The 13,571-nt window shown below is 55.1% G+C and carries 14 protein-coding genes and 1 other RNA gene; 9 read left to right on the top strand and 6 right to left on the bottom strand.

From position 1 onward, the window contains the following. Positions 1–12 precede the first annotated feature (12 nt). Both ACGHM3_RS23505 and rpiA read right to left on the bottom strand, forming a co-directional pair. Positions 13–1,380 (bottom strand): GAF domain-containing sensor histidine kinase, encoded by a 1,368-nt coding sequence (locus tag ACGHM3_RS23505; RefSeq protein WP_345424627.1) that lies wholly within the window; start codon positions 1,378–1,380, stop codon positions 13–15. 112 nt (positions 1,381–1,492) lie between these two features. Next, positions 1,493–2,158 carry a ribose-5-phosphate isomerase RpiA gene (rpiA, locus tag ACGHM3_RS23500; protein WP_345424623.1) on the bottom strand — a complete coding sequence of 222 codons (666 nt, stop codon included), beginning with the start codon at positions 2,156–2,158 and terminating at the stop codon, positions 1,493–1,495. Positions 2,159–2,310: 152 nt separating this feature from the next. On the opposite strand from rpiA, the gene ilvA reads away from it, so the two are divergent. Both ilvA and ACGHM3_RS23490 read left to right on the top strand, forming a co-directional pair. Continuing rightward, positions 2,311–3,843 carry a threonine ammonia-lyase, biosynthetic gene (ilvA, locus tag ACGHM3_RS23495; protein ID WP_345424620.1) on the top strand — a complete coding sequence of 511 codons (1,533 nt, stop codon included), beginning with the start codon at positions 2,311–2,313 and terminating at the stop codon, positions 3,841–3,843. Between the two features lie 375 nt (positions 3,844–4,218). Continuing rightward, a complete protein-coding gene (locus ACGHM3_RS23490) occupies positions 4,219–4,356 on the top strand; it encodes a hypothetical protein (RefSeq protein ID WP_345424617.1) in 138 nt (45 codons plus the stop codon). Positions 4,357–4,491: 135 nt separating this feature from the next. Here the strand turns inward: ACGHM3_RS23490 and ACGHM3_RS23485 are convergent, their stop codons facing one another. From ACGHM3_RS23485 to ACGHM3_RS23470, 4 genes are all read right to left on the bottom strand, one after another. Next, positions 4,492–5,076: a 5-formyltetrahydrofolate cyclo-ligase gene (locus tag ACGHM3_RS23485; RefSeq protein WP_345424614.1), complete on the bottom strand. Its 585-nt coding sequence runs from the start codon at positions 5,074–5,076 to the stop codon at positions 4,492–4,494. A gap of 83 nt (positions 5,077–5,159) precedes the next feature. Beyond that, positions 5,160–5,337, bottom strand: a non-coding RNA gene (ssrS, locus tag ACGHM3_RS23480) — 6S RNA. Between the two features lie 87 nt (positions 5,338–5,424). Further along, positions 5,425–5,733 (bottom strand): cell division protein ZapA, encoded by a 309-nt coding sequence (locus ACGHM3_RS23475; RefSeq protein WP_345424611.1) that lies wholly within the window; start codon positions 5,731–5,733, stop codon positions 5,425–5,427. Between the two features lie 18 nt (positions 5,734–5,751). Next, positions 5,752–5,976 carry a TIGR02449 family protein gene (locus ACGHM3_RS23470; protein WP_345424608.1) on the bottom strand — a complete coding sequence of 75 codons (225 nt, stop codon included), beginning with the start codon at positions 5,974–5,976 and terminating at the stop codon, positions 5,752–5,754. A gap of 255 nt (positions 5,977–6,231) precedes the next feature. On the opposite strand from ACGHM3_RS23470, the gene ACGHM3_RS23465 reads away from it, so the two are divergent. From ACGHM3_RS23465 to ACGHM3_RS23435, 7 genes are all read left to right on the top strand, one after another. Further along, positions 6,232–6,777, top strand: coding sequence for a UPF0149 family protein (locus ACGHM3_RS23465; RefSeq protein WP_345424605.1), 546 nt, complete (start codon positions 6,232–6,234; stop codon positions 6,775–6,777). Positions 6,778–6,786: 9 nt separating this feature from the next. Then, positions 6,787–8,106 carry a Xaa-Pro aminopeptidase gene (pepP, locus tag ACGHM3_RS23460; protein WP_345424602.1) on the top strand — a complete coding sequence of 440 codons (1,320 nt, stop codon included), beginning with the start codon at positions 6,787–6,789 and terminating at the stop codon, positions 8,104–8,106. 103 nt (positions 8,107–8,209) lie between these two features. After that, positions 8,210–9,451: a Na+/H+ antiporter NhaA gene (gene nhaA, locus ACGHM3_RS23455; RefSeq protein ID WP_345424600.1), complete on the top strand. Its 1,242-nt coding sequence runs from the start codon at positions 8,210–8,212 to the stop codon at positions 9,449–9,451. 30 nt (positions 9,452–9,481) lie between these two features. Next, positions 9,482–10,744, top strand: a complete 1,263-nt coding sequence (gene ubiH, locus ACGHM3_RS23450) for a 2-octaprenyl-6-methoxyphenyl hydroxylase (RefSeq protein WP_345424597.1) — start codon at positions 9,482–9,484, stop codon at positions 10,742–10,744. 31 nt (positions 10,745–10,775) lie between these two features. Further along, a complete protein-coding gene (locus tag ACGHM3_RS23445) occupies positions 10,776–12,062 on the top strand; it encodes a UbiH/UbiF/VisC/COQ6 family ubiquinone biosynthesis hydroxylase (RefSeq protein WP_345424595.1) in 1,287 nt (428 codons plus the stop codon). 45 nt (positions 12,063–12,107) lie between these two features. Continuing rightward, entirely contained in the window at positions 12,108–12,467 is a 360-nt protein-coding gene (locus ACGHM3_RS23440) for a hypothetical protein (protein WP_345424593.1), read from the top strand. A 2-nt stretch (positions 12,468–12,469) separates the two neighbouring features. Next, positions 12,470–13,549: a hypothetical protein gene (locus tag ACGHM3_RS23435; RefSeq protein WP_345424591.1), complete on the top strand. Its 1,080-nt coding sequence runs from the start codon at positions 12,470–12,472 to the stop codon at positions 13,547–13,549. Positions 13,550–13,571: the final 22 nt, after the last annotated feature.

The following is a 13,571-nucleotide window of genomic DNA, read 5'->3' as shown; positions in this document are numbered from 1 at the left end:
CCTGCCTAAGGTTTACCGCCCTAGGCTTTCAGTGCCTCGGGCTGTGTATTGTTTATTGTCTGGGATCGGCGGCTGGTATCGGTCATGGGATTGGGCCGGAGCTTGGGTTTGTGTGGGTGAACCCATCGCTAATGCCGGTAAGCGCACGCAAAACTGACTGCCCTTACCAAGGCCTTCGCTGTGCACGCTAATGCTGCCTTGGTGCAAATTGGCGAGGTGGCGACACAGGCTTAGGCCAATACCTAAGCCGCCGCTGTGATTCCCGCCCTGGCTGGGAGCCTGCACAAACGTCTCAAAGATTTTATCGAGAAATTCCGGCGCAATGCCCTGGCCATTGTCGGCGACCGTAATGGCGACTTCGGCATCGATTTGTTCAGCGCTGATATTGATGCAGCTGTGGTTGGGCGAATAGCGCACAGCATTGGTGAGTAGGTTGGCGATTAGCTGGCACAGGCGCACGTCGTCACCTTGCAGCCAAATAGCTTGCTCGGGCAATTGAGCCGAGACACTCTGTTGTTTCTCTGTGGCCGCTTTTTTAATCATCTCTAGGCTGCGCTGCACCACATCGGCCACCGCCACCGGTTTTAAATCCAAGGATATTTTGCCGGTGGCCACCCGAGAGGCATCCAACATATCGTCCACCAAGCGGGCCAAATGCTTGGACTGGCGATGGATTACATCAATGTCTTTGTCTACCCCGGCGCCGTGGGGGCCGGTGAGTTTGAGTTTGTCCAGCGTCATTAAAATCGGTGACAGCGGATTGCGTAACTCGTGGGACACCATGGCCAGAAACTGATCTTTGGTTTCATCACGGTGCTTTAAATCGTCGTTGGCGCGGGTGAGCTCCTGCCGTGCGTGCTCAGAAATTTGGTACAACCGACGCTGCTCCAACTGGGCAGTAACCTGTTGGGCAAACACCTTCAGTACATTCAGTTGTTTGGCGCTGATATCCCGCGGGCGGGTGTCGAGGACACAAAATCGGCCCAGCGGGTAACCGTCGTGGGAGCGAATTACGGCACCGGCGTAAAAGCGCACATTGAGCTCGCCTGTCACCAATGGGTTATTGGCAAAACGCGGGTCGGCAGTGGCGTCCGGTACCACCAGCAGATCTTGCTGGTAGAGCTCGTGTTTGCAAAAAGACACCTCTATGGGCGTTTCCGGCGCTTCCAATCCGACTCGAGATTTAAACCACTGCCGGTCACGGGCCACAAAGCTGATAATTGAAATGGGTATGTCTAGGATATCCGCCGCTAGAGCAGTGAGATCGTCAAACTCCTGTTCGGCTGGCGTATCCAGAATGTCGTAGCCACATAGGGAGGCAAGACGCAGGGTTTCTTGCTGCTGACAGGGGGTGTTATTGCCTTTGTTATCGGTATCCATGGCTCAGTGCGGGGTGCTCGTGCAGATGCGTATTTGTCGTGCGAATTTTCAGCAACACACTATACCTGTGCCAGAACCCCGGTGCACCCCCTCAAATACAGCATTACTGTGACTAAATTTGCACTACGCCAGACTCTTTACCCAGCAGCAGAACATCGGCCGGGCGAGCGGCAAACAGGCCGTTGGTGACCACGCCCACAATCTGATTGATATCTTGTTCCATTTGCTTGGCGTCGGTGATGGCCAGGCCGTGCACGTCGATGATCTCGTTACCGTTGTCGGTAACCACACCCTGGCGGTATACCGGGTTGCCACCCAATTTGAGGAGTTCTCGGCCTACGTGGGCGCGAGCCATGGGAATCACCTCCACCGGCAGCGGAAATCCGCCTAGGATTTCTACCCACTTGCTGCCGTCGGCGATGCAGACAAATTCATCGGCCACGGCGGCGACGATTTTTTCCCGGGTAAGGGCGGCACCGCCACCTTTAATCAGCTCACGCTGGGGGTTGGTTTCGTCGGCGCCATCCACGTACACCACCACACTGTCCACGCTGTTTAGGTCATAGACCGGGATGCCATGTTGCTTTAAGCGCTCGGCGGAGCCTTCGGAGCTGGCCACAGTGCCGTCGAAATGGCCCTTAATTTCAGCCAAGTAGTCGATAAAATAATTGGCCGTGGAGCCCGTGCCCACCCCCACAATGCTGTCGGATTCCAGTTTCGGCAGTATGTAATCGATGGCTTTTTTGGCCACGGCCTGTTTCAGTTCGTCTTGGTTCATAGTTGGCAATCTTGCTGGTGGATGGACGTGTGGTTGCAGCGAGTCGGTAAAATGTCTCGCGAGGGGCGGCTATTATAGCCCTATTTCATGACTTGCCGAGCGTTCTTGGGTACTATTGCCGCCTTTTAAATTTCAGCCAAACGTAGCCCATCATGCCGCACACCTACATCAAACGTATCCTCGACGCCCGTATCTACGATCTCGCCGTGGAAACGCCCTTGGATATTGCCAAGTCGCTAACACGGCGTTTGGATAACCGTGTGCTGCTCAAACGCGAAGACTTGCAGCCGGTGTTCTCCTTTAAAATTCGGGGTGCCTACAATCGCTTGCTGCAGTTAACTGCCGAGGAGCGAAGCCGTGGTGTAATCGCCGCCTCGGCCGGTAATCACGCCCAGGGTTTGGCCTACAGCGCTCAGCATTTGGGCATTGATGCCACCATCGTGATGCCGCGCACCACGCCAGCCATTAAAGTTGAGGCCGTACGCGGCTACGGCGGGCGTGTCGTGTTGCACGGAGATGCCTTCGATGAAGCCGCCGCCCACGCCCATGAACTGGTGGCAGAGCAGGGCCGCATCTATATCCCGCCTTACGACGACCCAGACGTTATTGCCGGCCAGGGTACTGTGGCTATGGAGTTACTGCGCCAGCACCCGGGCAATATTGATGCGGTGTTTGTGCCCGTGGGCGGCGGTGGCCTGGCGGCGGGTATGGCGGCCTACATAAAGTTTGTCCGCCCCGGCATCAAGGTTTACGCCGTGGAGCCGGAAGACGCCGCTTGTTTGGATGCGGCCATGAAGGCCGGCGAGCGAGTGGTGCTGCCAGAGGTGGGTATTTTTGCCGACGGTGTTGCCGTGGCGCAAATCGGCGAAGAGCCATTTCGGGTGCTGCAAGACACTATCGACGGTGTTATCACCGCCAATACCGACGAAATCTGCGCCGCCATTAAAGATATTTTTGAAGATACCCGATCCATCGCCGAGCCGGCCGGCGCGGTGTCCCTGGCGGGTTTAAAAAAATACGTGGCGCAAAACAAAGTGTCTGGGCAGACCCTCATCGCCATCGACAGCGGCGCAAACACTAACTTTGATCGCTTGCGCTATATTTCCGAGCGCACTGAAATAGGCGAGCAACGCGAAGCCGTACTGGCGGTAACCCTGCCGGAGCGTCCGGGCGCCTACCGCCAGTTTTGTGCCGATTTGGGTCGCCGTAATATCACCGAATTCAACTACCGATTTGCCAGCCACCGGGCCGCCCATGTGTTTGTTGGCGTGGCGGTGGCACCGGGTGGGGACGATCGCAAGGCCCTGGTCAACGAACTAAGCGACAAGGGCTACCAAGTACTGGATCTCACCGAAAACGAAATGGCCAAGGCGCATATTCGGCATTTGGTGGGCGGCCACAACCCAGACAGCGACGCCGACGCTGCCATCACCGAGCGGGTTTTTCGGTTTGAGTTTCCCGAGCGCCCGGGCACATTGATGAAATTTCTCAGCCACCTGGGTGATCGCTGGAATATCTCTCTGTTCCACTACCGCAACCACGGCAGTGCCTTTGCCAGAATTTTGGTTGCGTTTCAGGTGCCGGTGGCAGACCAAGACGCGCTCACGGCGTTTCTCGACGCCATGCCGGCCGGCCGCTACTGGGACGAGACCGAAAATCCGGCCTATCAGTTGTATCTCGCCTAGGTCGTTTCACCGCAAGCTAATTTAGCGACAAACTTTTTTAGCGACGATCTGGCGCCGACTTAAAACCTAGCGGCACCTTTTGTCGCCGAAATAGATGTCGTCGTTCCAAGCGCCATAGCTGGCGAACTCTTTGCTGTCGTATCTTAGCCAGTGCGGTGTTTTGTGCCGTAGCCAGCACCGTAAGCGGCTATTCACAAAATAGTGTGATACGGTTATCAAACAGGGTTGTACAAATTTGCATACATGCCCACCAAGGCCAACACTGGTTATTTAGTAACCACAGGAAAATAGATACTTGGTGAAACTACAATTTTTCGGTATAAAAGGGTTCCTTTTGTAACGGTTTGGCATGAGCACATTGGAAGGGAAGCTCACATGAAAAACGACGTACTAACTTTGGCCGCGGTGGCATTTTTGGTAGGTGTACTGGCCTCTAGCGTAGCGGCTAGTGACCTGTTCAAAACCGAAGTGACTCCTCCAGCGCAATTGCACCAGGGCGTTAGCTCCCGCTAATGCATGGCCCAATCTGCCCTGGCGGGTAGATCTACTTGCTACATTAGCAAAATCTTTAACACCCCTCTCTTATACCCAAAGCGTTTAATAATCTCCCTGGTTACAGCGATGGTTTTTATAAAGCCGGCGTTGGCATTAATACCAGCGTTGATCGGTGGCGATGTTTTGTAGCGGCACGTCCCAGGGCTCCAGCGGCAGCTTTTCAGCCCGTTGGCATTCGTGGGCCACCCCCATCAAGATAGGACGTTTGATGACCCCAGGGCGCAGCGCAAAGTAACGGTCGTAAAAGCCACCTCCCATTCCCAATCGGTTACGCTGAGGGTCAAAGGCCACCAGCGGTACGATTACCATATCCAGCTGCCAGCCGGCAATGGGGAGCACCTGTCGGTGCTCTGGCTCGGCAATGCCAAACGGGTTGTGTTGTAAACGGTCACCGGGCTTTAGCCTGAAAAATTGCATGTTCTCGCCATCAATTACCGGAAGATACCACTGCTTGTGGCGTGCTGTGGGGTGCTTTAGCAAAGGAAGCGGGCTGATTTCGCCCCCCATCGGCCAGTACAAGGCGACCCGTTGCGCGGTGATGAACGTTAGGCTGCTGGCGATGCGTTTGCACAACTGCTGGCTGGCGCGTTTTTGTTGGCTGGGCGCAAGTTGTCGCCGAGCACGCTTTTTGTCGGCCCGAATACGTCGTTTACTCTGCTCTAGGTCGCTGCTGATCAATGTCGTACTAAGTCTTTGAGGAAACAGGTTGGTGAATACCGTTTGAGAAAAATAACGCAGACGAAGTTTTGGCAGGAAAGAAAAGGTGCCCCAGGATACCGCAGCCAACGGGGCCTTGAACCGTGAAGTTCAAGGGGGAAGCAACTGAAATGCATTAGGCTTTCCGTCACGCGGACATGCACACCAACATCAGCGAGTCGCATCCGAGGTTTACATTATCGGCTCAAGGACATAGTCAGCTCGCGAATACCTCAGGGCTATTACAGTATAGCCAAATCACAGCAGACTTAAACTCCCCTAACGCAATTGTTCCTAAAATAGGGCGGCTGAAGCCGGGTTAAATTGGCGCTAGCCATTGCTATTGTTGGCTTTGCGCGAAAGCGCCAAGGTGGCATCTAATTTATTGGCCACTCGGTTTACCACGCGCTCATTGGCCGCAGAGGCCTGTTTGGCGAGGAGTAAATCGTGGCTTAAATTCAATGCTGCCATTACGGCTATGCGCTCCAGTCCAATCACACTGCCGCTTTGGCGAATGGTGCGCATACGCTCGTCGAGTTGCCGGGCTGCTTGCAGCAGCTCGCCCTGTTCGTCGGCGGGGCAAGAAACTTGGTATTCCTTGCCGAGAATCATCACGGTAACGGTTTCGGTTTTTTTCATGGTAAAGGTTTCGGTTGTTTAGGCGTCAGATTCCAAACTTTTCAAGCGCGCAATCATGGCTTCTATACGACCGCGAGCCAGTTCATTTTTCTCCACAAGACTGGTGCGTTCTTGCAGCCAACGCTGCTCGGCGTGTTTCAACGCTTGGTTTTCTTGCAACAGTGCTTGGCGCTCTTCTAAAAGGGCGTCGAGTTTGTTTTCGATGGCCGCGAGGGCCTTGGTAAAATCAGCAGTGGCAGACATAACCGGGGCGTTGTTCCTGTATTTAGCCAGCTAATATATTGTGCCGGTATTGGGTGGTCAATCTCTCTTCAGTCTGGATGCCAACTCACGCGTGTTGTGGTTAAGTCGCAGCCGGGTCGGTGGTAGCATAGTAAGCTAGCCAGTCGCAGACTAAGTTGTATTTGCTGCCAAAAATAGAGCCGGTAACTTGTTTTACCCAGCGGTTGGCGCGTAAATTGTTCATTGATAATGTAGTAGACAATCAAAAGGTAATCCATGTCTGATGAAAGCAACTTGTACGAGCCGCTCGACAGCCTGCTCACCAACTACGGCTCCATTATGGGCGCTTCCGAATACCACGGCTTGTTGGTTGGCGCAATTTGCTGTGGTGCCGATGAAACAACTTGGTTAGCACTGGCCGAGGACAATCTAGACTTACCCGAGGCCACGCCTGAGTCACTCACTGTGGCGGGTAAAGAGATGTACGCGGTGTTCAATAAACAGCTGGCCGAGCGCGACTTTCAATTCCAACTATTATTGCCGCCGGTGGAAGTTGAGCTATCTCTGTCCGCCCGTTGTCTAGGAGAGTGGGTCACCGGCTTTTTAGCCGCGCTGGGCGAGCAGGGCGTGCGCGCCGATAAACTCACCGAAGACACCAAAGAACTGCTTAATGATATGGCCGCCATTGCCCAAATCTCCATTGAAGGCGACAGCGGTAGCGACCAAGATTTTATTGAAGTGGTGGAGTACGTACGCGTCGCGGTATTTAGTTTGTTTGAAGAATTAACCCAAGGGGGCGAAAAAGCGCCCACAGTACACTGAGGATAGCCCTTGAGTACCAAATCTATAGCCGGTGAGTTTGCTCGCCGTCGCAAAGACCTGATGGCCATGCTGGAGCCTAATTCCATTGCCATTGTGGCTACCGCCGAAGAAAAAATCCGCAGCCGCGATACCCATTTCGCTTTTCGACCAGACAGCGATTTTTTCTATCTCTCAGGCTTTGCCGAACCCGGCGCTGTGCTGGCGTTGGTGCCCGGCCGCGAACACGGCGAGTTTGTGATGTTCGTGCGCGATAAAGACCGAGAAAAAGAAATTTGGGACGGCTACCGAGAGGGGCCGGAGGGCGTGATGGCCAATTACGGCGCCGACGATGCCTTTCCCATTAGCGATATCGATGAAATCTTACCAGGCCTTATGGAAGGCCGAGAGCGGTTGTATTACAGCCTGGGCCGAGATCCCGAATTCGATCGCCAAATCATGAGCTGGCTCAACGCTCTGCGGGCCAAAGAGCGTTCCGGTGCCATCCCTCCCGGCGAATTTCTGGATTTAGACCATTACCTGCACGACCTGCGTTTGTTTAAAAGCTCGGCTGAGGCCAAGCTCATGCGCACGGCGGGAAAAATCAGCGCCCAGGCCCATGTGCGTGCCATGCAAATGGCCAAGCCCGGTGTGTACGAATATCAACTACAAGCCGAAATCGAACACGAGTTTGCTAAAAACGGCGCTCACTATCCGGCTTATTCTTCTATCGTCGGCAGCGGCCCTAATGGCTGCATTTTGCATTACATTGAAAACACCCAAAAAATGCAGGACGGTGATCTAGTGCTGATCGATGCCGGTTGTGAGTATCAAATGTACGCCGCCGATATCACTCGTACCTTTCCGGTTAATGGCAAATTCACCGAACCACAAAAGCAGGTTTACAACGTGGTGCTAGAGGCGCAGTTCGCTGCCATTGAGGCCACCAAGCCGGGCAACCATTGGAACGCGCCCCACGAGGCTGCGGTGAGAGTAATCACCCAGGGCCTAGTGAATCTGGGTCTGCTTGAGGGTGACGTGGACGAGCTTATAGAGCAAACCGCCTACCGCGATTTTTACATGCATCGCACCGGCCACTGGCTGGGTATGGATGTGCACGATGTGGGTGACTACAAAGTGGCTGGTGATTGGCGGGTGTTGGAGCCGGGCATGTGCCTTACCATCGAACCGGGAATTTATATTGCCCCGGATAACCAAAACGTCGCCGAGCAGTGGCGTGGCATTGGTATTCGTATTGAAGACGACGTGCTAGTCACCAGCGATGGCTGCGAAATTCTCACCGCAGATGTGCCTAAAACCGTGGCGGATATCGAAGCGCTGATGGCGCAATAACCGATTGCCGCGCCGTTTTCGGCGTGGCACTGGCCTGATTTGCCTTCGGTGGTTGAGTGGGCAGGCCCACTTACAATGACCAGGCAATTGCCAGGAGCGCAGCATGCACAGAGCCAACACGCAATCGTCCTCTTTCAGCAATAAATTGCAAAACTTTCTGCACTGGGAACCCGCGGCGGGGATGTTACTGATCGCCTCTGCGGTGTTGGCCATGGTGGCGGCCAATTCCCCGGCCGGGGTTTATTACGACATGCTGCTGTCCACGCCGGTGGTGGTACAAATCGGCGAGCTGCTGATTGCCAAACCGTTATTGTTATGGATTAACGACGGATTGATGGTAATGTTTTTTTTCTTGGTCGGCTTAGAGCTCAAGCGCGAGTTGGTTGAGGGAGAACTATCAGACAAGCGCAATGTTGTACTGCCGGCGGCGGGTGCCGTGGGCGGAATGGTTGTCCCCGCGGCAATTTATGTGTTTTTTAATTTACATGAGCCCGCTGCCCTGGCCGGTTGGGCCATTCCCGCGGCCACCGATATCGCCTTCGCCCTGGGGGTGTTATCTCTGCTGGGCACACGGGTGCCGGTTGCCTTAAAAATCTTTTTGACTTCCCTGGCCATCTTCGATGACATTGGTGCAATCATTGTTATTGCCCTGTTTTACACGTCCAAAATTTCTACCACTGCGCTCATCGTTGTGGCGCTGTGCCTACCCCTGCTGTTTTGGCTGAATCGCTCCAAGGTGTACAGCCATGGGCCTTACTATGTCATCGGCTTAATTATGTGGACGGCCATGCTTAAATCCGGTGTGCACGCCACGCTCACCGGGGTGATACTGGCTTTGTTTATTCCGTTGAAAGCCCGCGCCGAAGACAACTACTCACCACTGCGAAAAATCGAGCACGACATCCACGGCTTGGTCTACTTTTTTGTGTTGCCCGTATTTGCCTTTGCTAACGCAGGCGTGGTGTTTAAAGGGATGACGGCAGAACAACTCACCCACGGGGTGCCCATGGGCATTGCCGCAGGGTTATTTGTGGGCAAACAACTGGGGATTTTTGTGCTGTGTGGTTTGTGCATCAAATTGGGTTGGTTGAAACGCCCGGCTGGCATGAGTTGGCTGAGCCTCTACGGCACCGCCACGCTCTGTGGCATAGGCTTCACCATGAGCCTGTTCATCGGCGGCCTAGCCTTTGAGAACCTGCCGGCCGGTGAAATTTATAACGAGCGTATGGGTATTTTATTGGGGTCGTTGTTGTCCGGTGTGGTGGGCTATTTAATACTGCGCTATAGCCTGCCGGCCAGCTCGGTTGAATCCACCTCGGCCATGGCCGACAATAGCCGCTCTTAGCTGTTCCAACGCAATACAGAAGTGACATTTATGCCCGCCTCAAAGCCGACTCCACACGCTGCCATCGATGAGGCCGAGTTGCATTCCGACGTGGCCATTTTAGGCGGCGGCATGGTGGGGCTTAGCTTGGCCATTTTATTAGCGCAGGCGTTGCCCCACCGGCGTATAACTCTAGTAGAAAGCCTGCCTTACCCGGCCGCTGGCGGTTCCGACCAGCCTATGTTTCAGCCCAGCTTCGATGCTCGCAGCAGCGCCATTGCCTGGGGTAGCCAAAGCATATTCTCCGCCATGGCGGTGTGGCCGGCACTGCAGCAGCACCTTACGCCCATCGCCACCGTGCACGTATCGGATAAGGGCCACGTAGGCGGCTGCCGAATGCAGGCCCAGGAGTACGGAGTGCCAGCCCTGGGGTTTGTGGTGGACAACGCCTGGCTGGGCGCCTGCCTGTTAGCCCGGGCGCAGCAGTTTACCAATTTAACCATCAACGCTCCGGCCTCGGTTAAAGCCTTGGCCCCGCGCCGTGGGGGTTATGGTTTGCAGTTAGAAAACCAAGGCCAAGTCGTCGACCACAACACGCGCCTGGCGGTGATTGCCGACGGGGCCCAGTCTGGCTTGCGCCAACGCTTGGGAATCGCCAGCCAGGTTACCGATTACCAACACCATGCGTTAATAGCCAACGTGGCCTTTACGCAGCCCCATCAAGGGGTAGCCTACGAGCGCTTTACCGCCACCGGCCCTGTGGCCGTGCTACCCCGAGCCAAGCAAGAGGGCGCGCTGATTTGGACGCTGCCCAGCGAGCAAGCCGAGGCGGTGGCCGAGCAGGGTGACGATACCCTGCTGGCCCAATTACAAACCGCCTTTGGTCAGCGCCTGGGGCGCTTCACTCGCATCGGCCAGCGCACCTTATACCCGTTGCAATTAACCCAGGCCAAAGAGCAGGTACGGCCGCATTTGGTGGTCATGGGCAACGCTGCCCATTCCTTACACCCAGTGGCTGGGCAAGGGTTTAATTTGTCCCTGCGCGATTGCCAGAGCTTGGCGACTTCGTTGGCCAAGCACGACGCCGGCGATGATCAATTCGCCCAGCTCTGCGCCTTACAGGCCTATCAGAGCCAACAACAGGCAGACCAGTGGCTCACCACCCAATTTAGCGATCAATTACCGCGTTGGTTCTCCAACCCCGGCCTAGCCCAGGCCGCAGTGCGCGGCGCGGGGCTGCTGGCCCTAGAGCTTGTGCCCGCCGGCAAACGGCGCCTGGCCAAGCAAAGCATGGGGCTGGGTGGCCGCCTATGAACTCAACCGGTAAAACCAAGGAACCCCGTGCATGGTGAACGAGCAAAGCCAATCGGCCCCGGTGAAATTTGATATCGTTATCGTTGGCGGCGGTGTGGTAGGAGCTACCCTGGCACTGCAATTGGCAGCCATTGATAAGCCCACGCCCCTGGCCATCGCCTTGGTGGAGGCCGGCGCTCCGGTAAACGCAGACCAGCCTGATCTTGAGCCCAAATCTAAGCCCGGCGGCTTTGACCCGCGTGTCGTCGCACTCACGCGCCGATCGGAACAACTGCTACACAGCTTAGATGCCTGGGCTGCCATCCAAGCTGACCGGGCCTGCGCCTACACCGATATGCACGTATGGGATGCCGATGGCACCGGTGTTATCCATTTTAGTTGCGCGGAAGTAGATGCTGCTAACTTGGGCCACATCGTCGAAAACCGCGCGGTGAAGGCCGCCCTTTATGACCAGATAAATCAAATCGAACACATCCATTGCTGGCATAACGCCGAGGTGGAAGCCTTGGGCGGCACTGAGCAAGTTAGAGACATTATTTTGGCCGACGGCCGCGTGCTCAGTGCGGATTTAATTATCGCAGCCGACGGAGCGCGCTCAAAAATACGTGAGCTGGCGGCCATGCCCTTGCGTCAGTGGGAGTATGGCCACAAGGCCATTGTGACCACGGTGGTGACTGAAAAGCCCCACCAATTTACCGCCTGGCAGCGCTTTTTAACCACCGGCCCGCTGGCGTTTTTGCCGCTGCAAGCCGAGGCACAAGCTGGGGGCGAAGAACACGCCAGCTCTATTGTTTGGTCGGTAACCAACGACCAAGCCGATGCGCTAATGGCGCTGAGTGAAACCGAGTTCAATCACCAACTGAGCCGGGCCTTTGAACATACTCTGGGCGCGATAACTCACAGCGACCAGCGCTTTAGCTTTGCGCTGACGGCGCGCCACGCCAGTGACTACCACCGACCGGGTTTGGTGTTGGTAGGGGATGCGGCGCACAGTATTCATCCACTGGCTGGTCAGGGCGTCAACCTGGGCCTAGCCGATACCCAGGTGTTGGCCGAAGAAATCGCCCGCGCCCGCCGCCGCAGTTTATCCCTGGGCGACGCATCCATTCTGCGCCGTTATCAGCGCCGGCGTAAAAGCCACAATCTGTTGGCCTTGGCCGTTATGGAAGGGTTTAAGCGGTTATTTGGCGCCACGGCGCTGCCCGTGCGGTTGCTGCGTAATGTGGGCCTGCGCCGGGTTAACCGAATGGGTTGGCTGAAACAGCAAATCATCAAACTGATGTTAGCCGGCGATGAGTCTTCGGCGCCGCACCGGTAAATTGATGGCCTTTGCTACTGTTAACTCCTCAAATAGTATTTAACAATGAAACCAAGTTGTCTTTTTCTTGTATTAAATTATATCTTCGCCGCATTGATATTAGCCGGTGGTGCGTTTTGGGTTAGCACCGCAGATACCTTTGGTTATGTTATGGGCGTCGCCGCCGTAGGCTGTGTAGCCGGTGTGGTTATGCGTAGGCGTTGGGGCTATTTTGTTGCCGCCGCTTGGTTCTTTGGCCTTATGCGTTTAGCCACCGACGATTACTCCGCAGTGTACCCGGAAACTTGGAAGTCCGCAGCGCGGGGCATGTGCTTTTTAGGTGTGGCCCTGGCCATCTTATTGCACGAAAAAGTCGCTATTAAATCTGTTTCTCCCCCCGATGATGAGCAAGGGATGCCGTCTTAGTTATGAAAAATTTTCACGCCTGGCTGGTTTATTTAGTTTGTGTTGTTAGTTGTTTTAGTCTGCCAGCCAGCGCTGAGGATTACCCCCCCGCCAATGAAACCTTGGTCACCAATATTGAGTTATCCGGCTCTATTGCTACACCCAACGCCGAATTATCCGCCTTGGGTTGGTGTGGTGACTATCTTTGGTTGATACCGCAGTATTTGAATTTTAATCGTCCCAACGATCCCACCAGCGGCCAGTTTTATCGCCTTACTCGCAGTGAAGTCACTGAATACCTAACCACCCTAAACAAAGGCACACCAGCCAAACCGCTGGCGCCGCTGCCGGTAACGGTTAAAGAAAACCAAAAGCTGGAGGCACTGAGCGGTTACCAAGGCATTGAAGCCTTTGCCTGTGAAGGTAATAAAGCTTTTTTGGCCATAGAGATAAACCGCTGGGGTAGGCGCGAGGCCACGGTGCTGGCCACGGCACTTTATGAAGCCGGGGTGTGGCGCATTGATGAGGTATCCCAGCGTCACTTAAGCCAAACCAAAATCGCCAACAAAGGCAACGAGGCCCTAGTGATTACCGAGCAAGGCCTATTGAGCCTGCACGAAGTCAACAGCGCCGATTTACAAATTACCGGCAAACCGCAGGCACTGTTGGTGGAAAAATCCCTGCGCAGCATTGGCAAGGTGCCCATGGTGGATGTGCCCTACCGCATCACCGATGCCACCGCCGCCAGCGACGACGGTAAGTTTTGGGTGATTAATTATCTTTGGGCGGGGGATGTGTCCATTCAGCGCGACCACGACGCCTTTTGGCAAGAATATGGCCAGGGTGCTAGCCACGCCAAAAGCAAACACGTTGAGCGCTTAATAGAACTGCAGTGGACTGGAACCGAAGTCACCACCACCGGCCGAGCCCCCATTAATTTGTTGCTGACCGAGCGTAATGGTCGCAATTGGGAAGGCATTGTTCGCTTTGAGGACGTCGGCTTTTTAATGGTAACCGATAAACACCCCGGTACCATGTTAGGTTATGTGCCCTACGAAGGCTGGGCAGAGGATTTGGCGCCGGGCAGTGCTACCGGCCACTAAGCGGGCTGATTTTTTGTGCGAG

The sequence above is a fragment of the Halioxenophilus aromaticivorans genome, from assembly GCF_042850945.1.
Taxonomy (GTDB): Bacteria; Pseudomonadota; Gammaproteobacteria; order Pseudomonadales; family Cellvibrionaceae; genus Halioxenophilus; species Halioxenophilus aromaticivorans.
Note: the sequence above shows the minus strand (reverse complement) of the source record. Positions and strands in the feature narration are given on the sequence as shown.

Coding starts and splice junctions, on each gene's coding strand:
- ACGHM3_RS23505 (WP_345424627.1), bottom strand. CDS start 1,380: ATGGATACCGATAACAAAGGCAATAACACCCCCTGTCAGCAGCAAGAA.
- rpiA (WP_345424623.1), bottom strand. CDS start 2,158: ATGAACCAAGACGAACTGAAACAGGCCGTGGCCAAAAAAGCCATCGAT.
- ilvA (WP_345424620.1), top strand. CDS start 2,311: ATGCCGCACACCTACATCAAACGTATCCTCGACGCCCGTATCTACGAT.
- ACGHM3_RS23490 (WP_345424617.1), top strand. CDS start 4,219: ATGAAAAACGACGTACTAACTTTGGCCGCGGTGGCATTTTTGGTAGGT.
- ACGHM3_RS23475 (WP_345424611.1), bottom strand. CDS start 5,733: ATGAAAAAAACCGAAACCGTTACCGTGATGATTCTCGGCAAGGAATAC.
- ACGHM3_RS23470 (WP_345424608.1), bottom strand. CDS start 5,976: ATGTCTGCCACTGCTGATTTTACCAAGGCCCTCGCGGCCATCGAAAAC.
- ACGHM3_RS23465 (WP_345424605.1), top strand. CDS start 6,232: ATGTCTGATGAAAGCAACTTGTACGAGCCGCTCGACAGCCTGCTCACC.
- nhaA (WP_345424600.1), top strand. CDS start 8,210: ATGCACAGAGCCAACACGCAATCGTCCTCTTTCAGCAATAAATTGCAA.
- ubiH (WP_345424597.1), top strand. CDS start 9,482: ATGCCCGCCTCAAAGCCGACTCCACACGCTGCCATCGATGAGGCCGAG.
- ACGHM3_RS23445 (WP_345424595.1), top strand. CDS start 10,776: ATGGTGAACGAGCAAAGCCAATCGGCCCCGGTGAAATTTGATATCGTT.
- ACGHM3_RS23440 (WP_345424593.1), top strand. CDS start 12,108: ATGAAACCAAGTTGTCTTTTTCTTGTATTAAATTATATCTTCGCCGCA.
- ACGHM3_RS23435 (WP_345424591.1), top strand. CDS start 12,470: ATGAAAAATTTTCACGCCTGGCTGGTTTATTTAGTTTGTGTTGTTAGT.